Below are 8,028 nucleotides of genomic sequence, written 5' to 3' on the forward strand. Positions count from 1 at the left end.
GGGAGGGCGCGCTGGGCCGCGCGGGCAGCGCGGCGCCGATGGCGTCGTGGAAGGCCCGGACGCGCCCGGCGTTCGTGAGGGTGGGTCGGCTCGTCATGCGGGGCAGTGTACCGTCCGCCAGAACCAGGAGTGGGGAGCTCACGCGTTCGCGTGGCTCCCCTGGTGGTGCGGGCGACCGGAATTGCACCGATCCTTCGCTCGTTCCCGCTCGCGCGTCCGTTTTTTTTCCGAGGTGGGCGCCTCCCTCGTGAGCTCTTGGGGTCCGGTGGTCGGCGGGCTCGCGCCCGGCGCGTTTCCCGCCTCCCTGCCGGACGCAGTATGGCGCGCGAGTGTCATGAGAACATCGGCGAAATCAGGAAGGCCCCTTAAGCCATGTGGCCTGTGGGACGCGTGTGGCACGCGTTCCGTAGCCTGGCTTTCAGATGTCCTCCTTGCCGGTGTCCATCTTCACGACGCGCGGGGTGAACTTCGCGACGACCTCCACGAGGTCCTGCTGGCGCGCGATGACCTCCTCGATGCGCTTGTACGCCATGGGCGCCTCGTCGATGCCTCCGCCGAGCAGCGTCACGCCGCGCTCCTCCAGGTACTTCGTCACGGCCGCGCGGTCGAGCTGACGTTCGGCCTGCTTGCGGCCCATCTGGCGGCCCGCGCCGTGCGAGGCGCTCTCCAGCGCGTCCGCGTTGCCGAGGCCGCGCACCACGAAGCCCGGGTCGGCCATGCTGCCCGGAATGATCCCGAGCTGACCCTGCGCGGCGGGCGTGGCGCCCTTGCGGTGCACGATCACCTCGCGTCCGTCACCCAGCGTCTGCTTCCACGCGAGGTTGTGGCTGTTGCTGACCGTCACGAGCGGCGTGACCTTGAGCGCTTTCGAGATGCGGTCGTGGATCACCTCGTGGTTGGCGAGGGCGTAGCGCCCGGCGAGCTCCATCGCGGCCCAGTAGGCCTCGCCCTCCTCGTGGCCCATGTCGAGCCACGCGAGCTTGCGCGCGTCCGGGTCGAGCCTGGGGTGAAGGTTCTGCGCGACCCTCGTGTAGTGCCCGGCGACCTGCGCGCCGAACCCGCGTGAGCCGCTGTGGGAGAGGAGCGCCACGTACTCGCCCGGCTCCAGCCCGAGGTCGGGCTGCTCCAGCGTGAAGGTGCCGAACTCCACGAAGTGGTTGCCGGAGCCGCTCGTGCCGATCTGCTCGGCGGCCTTGTCGCGGAGCTGGCGCAGCAGGGGGAACTCGTCCCAGGTGTCCTCGTCGAGGACGTCGTGGTCGGGCCTCACCTTGCGCTCCCAGGAGCCCCCGGCGCCGAAGCGGGTGTTGCGGCGCAGCAGCCGGGCTTCCTCGTCGCGGGAGAGCCCCTCGATGGGGAGCACGCTGAGGCGCATGGAGCAGCCGATGTCCACGCCCACCCCGTACGGGATGACGGCGTTGTCGGTGGCGAGGACGCCGCCGATGGGCAGTCCGTACCCGAAGTGCGCGTCGGGCATCAGCGCGCCCGCCACGCTCACGGGGAGCCGCATCGCCGTGTCCATCTGCGCGCGTGCACCCTCCTCGATGAGGTCCTCGCCCCACTGCCGGTACGCCAGGGGGCGGTCGCGCAGCGTGTCGGGTACCCGCGCCTGCTGTCCGAGCAGCTCGCGGGCGAGCGCGGCGTACGCGGGATCGTCGGTGAAGCTCTCCGGGTGGTGCTGGACGTGCGCGAGCTCGGTGAGGACGTCCTGGTTCGTGACGCCTTCCCTGGCGCGCTCGCGGGCGGCGCCCAGGGCGAGGCCGATCGCCTTGCCGCTGAAGCCGAGGGCGGTGATGTCGTTTCCGTTCATGAGTGACCTTCCCGCGCGTGGATCGCGCTCTCCCAGCATGGCGGGGCGTCCGTGCGGGCGGAATGGGGGAATGGCGAAGGAAGGCTGGGTCATTGCGCCTAGCGACATGACGGGAACCCTCACGGTCGTGGACGTGCTCGCCACCCCCGACGAGACGCGCTAGGCTCGGTCATGCGCGCGTGGCGGGCGGGACGCCCCTTCCGGCGGTTGTGGCTGACGAGCACGAGCGCGAACGTCGGAGACGGCATCGGCCGGGCGGCGCTGCCGCTGCTCGTCGCGTCCCTCTCGCGTGATCCGCTCGTCGTCGCGGGGCTCGCGGTCTTCGCCACGCTGCCCGCCCTGCTGTTCACCCTGCCCTTCGGCGCGCTCATCGACCGGGTCGAGCGGCGCACCCTGCTCCTCGTCGCGCACGTCAGCCGCGGCGTCCTGCTCGGCCTGCTCGCCCTCGCCGTCCTCGGCGGGCAGGTCCACGTCGCGCTGCTGTACCCGCTCGCGTTCGTCCTCGGCACCGCCGAGACCCTCGCGGACGGCACCGCCGAGACGCTCGTGCCGTCCCTCGTGGAGGCCGAGCATCTGGAGGACGCCAACGCCGCGCTGTACGCCACGACCGTGACGAGCAACGAGTTCGTCGGCCCGCCCCTCGGAGGGCTGCTGTTCGCCGCCCTGCCCGGGCTGCCGTTTCTCGTGAACGCCCTGAGCTTCCTCGGGAGTTCCGCGCTGATCTCGACGTTACCTCGTGACGCGGTGCGGGCCGCCGCGGGTGGATCGTGGTGGCGTGAGGTGCGCGGCGGTCTGCGGTGGCTGTGGTCGAACGCGCCCCTGCGCGCCCTGGCGGTGCTGATGGCCCTCACGATGCTGCTCGACGCGGCCGTGTTCGCGCTGTTCGTGCTGTTCGCGACGTCCCTGCCGGGGGTCGGTCCGGTCGGGTACGGGGCGCTGCTCACGGCGGGCGCGGTCGGGCACGTCCTCGGCAGCGTGCTGTCCCCGCACGTGTCACGGCGCGTCGGCGCGGGAACGACCGTGCTGGGCTCCGTGTTCGTGGTGGGGCTCGTGTACCTCGGCCTGAGCGTCCTCGCCGCGCCGGCGCTGCTGGCGGCGCTGCTGGTCCTCGACGGCCTCAACCTGGGCGTGTCGGGCGTGGTGCGGGTGTCACTCCGTCAGCAGCTCGTGCCGCCCGACCTGCGGGGCCGGGTGGGCGGCGCGTACCGCTTCCTGGTCGCCGGGGCCGCGCCGCTCGGCGCGCTGCTGGGCGGGGTGCTGGGTCAGACGGTGGGGCTGCGCGCGACCTTCGCGCTGGCGGGCGGGCTGGCGCTCGTGATCGCGCTGCTGTTCGTGAGGCACGTCAACCACCACGCCTTGGCGCGCGCTTGATGATGCACAGGCCCAGTGAAGATGCCGTCCCATGTTGCCGGGCCGGCGGCAGGTCACGTGGCCCCGGTCGAATCACCCCAAGGCGCTTGAAGGAACCGCAGCGCGGTTGTGGCGAACCCGACCGCGGGATCATGGATGGGGACATGGCCGCCGTCCGGAACGATCCACAACGAAGCCTCCGGGATGCCCTGGTAGAGACGGACGGGCATCTCGACAGGAAAGAAGTGATCACGGTCGCCGTGCACGACGAGGGTCCGCGCCGTGACGCGTGACAGTTCACGGCCGGAGAAGTTCATGTCGTCCCGGTCGTCGCCCAGCGCGTTGAAGGCCTCGATGAGCCAGCGGATCTGCGCGTCCCCTCGTGGCGCGCACGCCCGGTACATGTCCACGACGTCCGCCGGCATGGTGCGGAACGACGCTCTGCGCATGATGGTCCTGGCCTGATCCGGGAAGGTGGGCGTTGCGCTGATCAGCACCATGACGTCGACACGCTCGGGCTGGAGGGTGGCCATGTGCAGCAGCGTCATCCCGCCGGTACTCATGCCCATCGCGCAGAAGCGCGTGACGTTCAGTCGGTCGAGCAGCAGCAGCACGTCCCGAGCCGCCTGCCGATGCGTGAAGGTCCGCGCAGGATTCGTGGAGAACCCGTGTCCAGGCAGGTCCACGAGGATCAGCCGATACGCGGCCGAGAACGCCTCGACGAACGGGTGCCAGTTCTGCACGCACCCTCCGAAGCCGTGCAGGAGCACCAGCGGCTCCCCGCTGCCGTACTCCTCGTAGTACAGGTCGAGGTCGTCGATCCGCACGACCTGCCCTCGTTCGGCAGTCCCGGCGAATGTGAGTCCGCGGGCGTCCAGAGCGTCCCGCAGCACGCGCAGGGCCTTGGGACCGACCCCGTGGAGCGCGAGCAGCGCCGCTTCCGTGTGGCGCGTGAGGTCCGAGAGGCGCGTGATCCCGGCGGCGTGGAACGCCCGCGTGGCGGGCGCGCCGATGCCCTTCGGGAGCGCGTCGTCTGGTGGTTCGGGCGGGTTCATCCCTGCCTCCCGTGCTCATCGAGGATCTCGTCGATGGTGAAGCGCGCGGCGCGCGCGAACGCCGGGTGCGTGTGCCGGTAGTACGGCAGCGCCTGAAGCGCGATCACGAGCGCCAGCCCACGCGCGCGCGCCCACGTTCCCTCGTCCGCGCCGAGCGCGCCGCGAAACACCTCGCGCGCGTCACGTGGTAGGACGCTCCACGCGACGTTCAGGTCGCTCGCCGGGTCGCCCGTGCCGAGCGAGCCGAAGTCCAGCACCCCGCTCAACCGGTCCTCGCGGACGAGCAGGTTGCCGGGCAGCAGGTCCGCGTGCACCCACACGGCGTGTCCGTCCCATTCGGGCGCGCGCAGGGCCGTTTCCCACGCGCGTGTGGCGGCGTCCGCGTCGACGAGCGCCCGCGCCGCCTCGATCGACGCGCGAGCGGACGCGTCGAGGTCACGGAGGCGGCGGCGGCCCCGCTCGCTCGGCGGCGCGTCCGGGACGTCGAACCGTCTCAGGGCGCGAACGAAGTCCGCCAGGTCCAGGGCGAATCCCCTGGGGTCCCTCAGCCCGCCCGGCTCGGGGTTCTCGCCACGCAGCCAGGTGTACACGGACCACTCGCTGGGGTACTCGGGCGTGGGTGCGCCCCGCGCGACCGGGTGAGGGATCTCCACGGGGAGGTGAGCCGCGAGGCGGGGCAGCAACGCGTGCTCCTTGTCGATCTCCTCGCGCGGAACGCCCACGCGCGGCAGACGCGCGACGAGGTCGTCGCCGAGGTGGTACAGCACGTGCACGGTCCCGAGCGCCCTCACGGGGCGGACGCCCAGGTGCGCGAACCGGGGGAACTGCGACGCGACGAGCCGCTCGACGAGGGCCGTGTCCACGTGCAGTTCGTTCTCGTGCAGTCGGGGTGTGCTCACAAAGGCCATGGTGCCATGCGGCGCGGACGGAGGTGCGGCGAGGTCCTCCCGGACCGTCCGGCCCGGAGGGGTGGCTCGGCCGGTCAGCGCCGACCATCGACACGTCGAAGCTCGCTTTCGTGCCCTCGCCGGTCCGCAGGGAGCCGTGCGGGCCGTACGGCCGCTGCGGCGCCTCGTGACGCCGCACGATTCGCGTAGATGGTTGGCGCCCACTGGACGGCTGCGTGCAGCTTGCCGCTGAAGCCGAGGGCGGTGATGTCGTTTCCGTTCATGAGTGGCCTCCCGCGCCGTGCGGCGCCCTCCCGGCATGACGGGCAGAACGCGGGCGCCGAATGGGGAACGGCGAAGGAAGCCCGGGTCATTTCGCCTGCCCGGGTGAGGTATCGCCGGACCTCCCGCTCCGCCTTGTGGCCTATCCTTACTTTCAGAATTGAAAATGTTCTAGGCTTGCAAGCGTGTCCTCACTGCCCGTCCCCGACCCGAAGTACGAGCTCGCCCACGAGGCGGGCGAAACCCTCGAACACCTGCTCGGCTTCGTCTTCTGCGGCCTCCAGCAGGACGTCATGGAGGAACTCGACACGCTCGACCTGTCCCTGCGTCAGCTCGGCCTGCTCTTCATGCTGCGCGACGCCCGCCGCCTCCACGTCGGCGCGCTCGCCGAGGCCGGACGGCTCTCGCTTCCCGCCACGAGCCACATGATCGACCGTCTCGTCCGGCGCGGCCTGCTCGAACGCCGCGAGAACCCCGAGGACCGCCGCCAGAAGCACGTCCTGCTCACGCCCGCCGCGAGCGAGGTCCTCGCCCGCATCGAGGGCTCCACCGTGGAGGCCTTCACGCGCCTCCTGAGCGGCCTCCCCGAGGACGTCCTCGCGCGCTTCGAGGCCGCCTGCCGCGACGTCCGCGAGCACCTCCCCCCGTCCCCCCGCGCCCAGTGCGCCCACCGGAGAGAAGCATGACCCAGGCACCACCGCAACCCCCGCAGCACATCAACTACGCCGAGGTCCTCGACCTGCGCACGAAGAAGTTCATCGTGTTCGGCGTGCTGCTCGGCCTGTTCCTCAGCGCCCTCGACCAGACCATCGTGTCCACCGCCCTGCCGCGCATCGCCGACGAGCTCAACGGCCTGAGCCTCTACTCGTGGGTCACGACCGCGTACCTCCTCACGAGCTCCGCGATGGTGCCCATCTACGGGAAGCTCTCCGACCTGTACGGACGCAAGCCCATCCTGATGTTCGGCATCGTCGTGTTCCTGCTCGGGTCGGCGCTGTGCGGCCTCTCCGGCGAGCCGTGGCTCGGCGGGCTCTTCGGCGGCGGCATGATGCAGCTCGTCGTGTTCCGCGGTCTGCAGGGCATCGGCGCGGCGGCGCTCGCCACCGTCGCGTTCGCGATCGTCGCGGACATCTTCGCGCCTCGTGACCGCGCCCGCTACCAGGGCCTGTTCGGCGCGGTCTTCGGCCTGTCCAGCGTCGTCGGGCCGCTGCTCGGCGGCTTCCTCACCGACAGCCTCTCGTGGCGCTGGGTGTTCTACGTCAACCTCCCGCTCGGCCTCGTCGCGCTGGGCTTCATCGCGGCGCGCATGCCGCGCCTCGCCAGCGGCCTCAAGGCCATCGTCGACTACGTCGGCGCGGCCCTCATCGTGATCTTCACGGTGCCCCTGCTGCTCGCGCTCACCTGGGGCGCGGACGACACCTACGCCTGGACCAGCCCCACCCTGATCGGGCTGTTCGCCCTCAGCGCCGCCGCGCTCGTCGCGTTCATCGCGTGGGAGGCGAGGCACCCCAGCCCCATCGTGCCGCTCGCGCTCTTCAAGAACCCCACCATCACCTTCACGATGATCGCGCGCTTCCTCGTCGGCGCGGGCTTCCTCGGCGCGGTGCTCTTCCTCACGCTCTACCTCGTGAACGTCAAGGGCTTCAGCGCCACCGCCGCCGGGACCGCCACCATCCCCCTCACCTTCGGCTTCATCCTCGGCGCGCAGAGCGCGGGCCTCACCGCCGCGCGCATCGGACGCTACAAGCCCCTGCTGGTCGTGGCGCTCGCGCTCGCCACGCTCGCCTTCTGGTGGCTGTCCACCATCGGCGCGGACACCAGCTACCCCATGCTGGCCGCCCGCATGGTCCTCGTGGGCCTCGGACTCGGCCCGACCGTCGCGCTCTTCACGCTCGCCGTGCAGAACGCCGTGCCGCCCTACCAGATCGGCGTGGCCACCTCGGCGGGCACGTTCTTCCAGCAGCTCGGCAGCACCATCGGCGTCGCCATCTTCGGCGCGGTCCTCACCAGCACCCTCGCCGCGCAGTTCCGCGAGAACTTCGCCCCCATCGTGAAGGACGCGCCGCCCGCGCTGCGGCAGCGCCTCAGCGGCTTCCAGAACGGCACCGGCGGCGGCGGCGAGGGCGGACGCGGCAGCAGCTTCGACGCGGCCGCCGCGACCCGTCAGGCCGAGCAGGGCGTCCGCGCCGCCTTCGACCAGCAGTACGCCCGCATCGAGCGCGCGGTCCGCAGCGGTGACCCCGCCACGTTCGTGGCGCTGCGGCAGAATCCCCAGCTTCCCCAGGGCCTGCGCGACGGTCTCGGGCGCGTCCCCGCCGACGCGATCCGCTCCCCGCAGGGGCAGACGCAGGTGCTGACGCAGGTGCGCAGCGGTCTCGACGCCGCCGAGACGCAGGCCGTCGCGCAGACGCGCGACACGATCAATCAGGTGGGCCGCGCCGTGAAGGTCAGCTTCGCGAACAGCGTCGCGCACATCTACCGTTTCGGGATCGTCGTGATCCTCCTCGCGTGGATCGCGGTGCTGTTCCTGCCCGACCGCCGCCTGGAGGCCCGCCGCGGGCCGCCCCCCGCGCCCGTCGCGGAGTAACCGCCGGCCTGCCGCCCGGGACGCCACGCGCGTCCCGGGCTTTCCTTTCGCGCGGGCGCA

Annotated in this window: 6 protein-coding genes; 3 read left to right on the forward strand and 3 right to left on the reverse strand. The window is 71.6% G+C overall.

Annotated elements, in window-relative coordinates; all coding sequences use genetic code 11:
• Nucleotides 1-418: 418 nt before the first annotated feature.
• The gene (locus DEIPI_RS0118415; RefSeq protein ID WP_027482735.1) at nucleotides 419-1,807 is read right to left on the reverse strand and encodes an RtcB family protein; all 1,389 of its coding nucleotides are present in this window, start codon (nucleotides 1,805-1,807) and stop codon (nucleotides 419-421) included.
• Nucleotides 1,808-1,978: 171 nt separating this feature from the next.
• On the opposite strand from DEIPI_RS0118415, the gene DEIPI_RS0118425 reads away from it, so the two are divergent.
• Complete coding sequence (locus DEIPI_RS0118425) at nucleotides 1,979-3,178, forward strand: MFS transporter (RefSeq protein WP_027482736.1); 1,200 nt, start codon at nucleotides 1,979-1,981, stop codon at nucleotides 3,176-3,178.
• A 53-nt stretch (nucleotides 3,179-3,231) separates the two neighbouring features.
• Here DEIPI_RS0118425 and DEIPI_RS0118430 read toward each other — a convergent pair whose 3' ends face one another.
• Both DEIPI_RS0118430 and DEIPI_RS0118435 read right to left on the reverse strand, forming a co-directional pair.
• Complete coding sequence (locus DEIPI_RS0118430; RefSeq protein WP_084474547.1) at nucleotides 3,232-4,212, reverse strand: alpha/beta fold hydrolase; 981 nt, start codon at nucleotides 4,210-4,212, stop codon at nucleotides 3,232-3,234.
• Nucleotides 4,209-5,111, reverse strand: coding sequence for an aminoglycoside phosphotransferase family protein (locus tag DEIPI_RS0118435; RefSeq protein ID WP_211238316.1), 903 nt, complete (start codon nucleotides 5,109-5,111; stop codon nucleotides 4,209-4,211). Before DEIPI_RS0118435 ends, DEIPI_RS0118430 begins: the two co-directional genes overlap by 4 nt.
• 455 nt (nucleotides 5,112-5,566) lie before the next feature.
• On the opposite strand from DEIPI_RS0118435, the gene DEIPI_RS35755 reads away from it, so the two are divergent.
• Nucleotides 5,567-6,067: a MarR family winged helix-turn-helix transcriptional regulator gene (locus DEIPI_RS35755; protein WP_052351822.1), complete on the forward strand. Its 501-nt coding sequence runs from the start codon at nucleotides 5,567-5,569 to the stop codon at nucleotides 6,065-6,067.
• Nucleotides 6,064-7,968, forward strand: coding sequence for an MDR family MFS transporter (locus DEIPI_RS0118445; protein WP_027482739.1), 1,905 nt, complete (start codon nucleotides 6,064-6,066; stop codon nucleotides 7,966-7,968). Before DEIPI_RS35755 ends, DEIPI_RS0118445 begins: the two co-directional genes overlap by 4 nt.
• Nucleotides 7,969-8,028: the final 60 nt, after the last annotated feature.

Source organism: Deinococcus pimensis DSM 21231 (genome assembly GCF_000519345.1).
Taxonomy (GTDB): domain Bacteria; phylum Deinococcota; class Deinococci; order Deinococcales; family Deinococcaceae; genus Deinococcus_A; species Deinococcus_A pimensis.

What these genes read in the sequence shown, in the direction of transcription:
- DEIPI_RS0118415 (WP_027482735.1), bottom strand. Translation starts at nt 1,807, where the DNA reads ATGAACGGAAACGACATCACCGCCCTCGGCTTCAGCGGCAAGGCGATC.
- DEIPI_RS0118425 (WP_027482736.1), top strand. Translation starts at nt 1,979, where the DNA reads ATGCGCGCGTGGCGGGCGGGACGCCCCTTCCGGCGGTTGTGGCTGACG.
- DEIPI_RS0118430 (WP_084474547.1), bottom strand. Translation starts at nt 4,212, where the DNA reads ATGAACCCGCCCGAACCACCAGACGACGCGCTCCCGAAGGGCATCGGC.
- DEIPI_RS0118445 (WP_027482739.1), top strand. Translation starts at nt 6,064, where the DNA reads ATGACCCAGGCACCACCGCAACCCCCGCAGCACATCAACTACGCCGAG.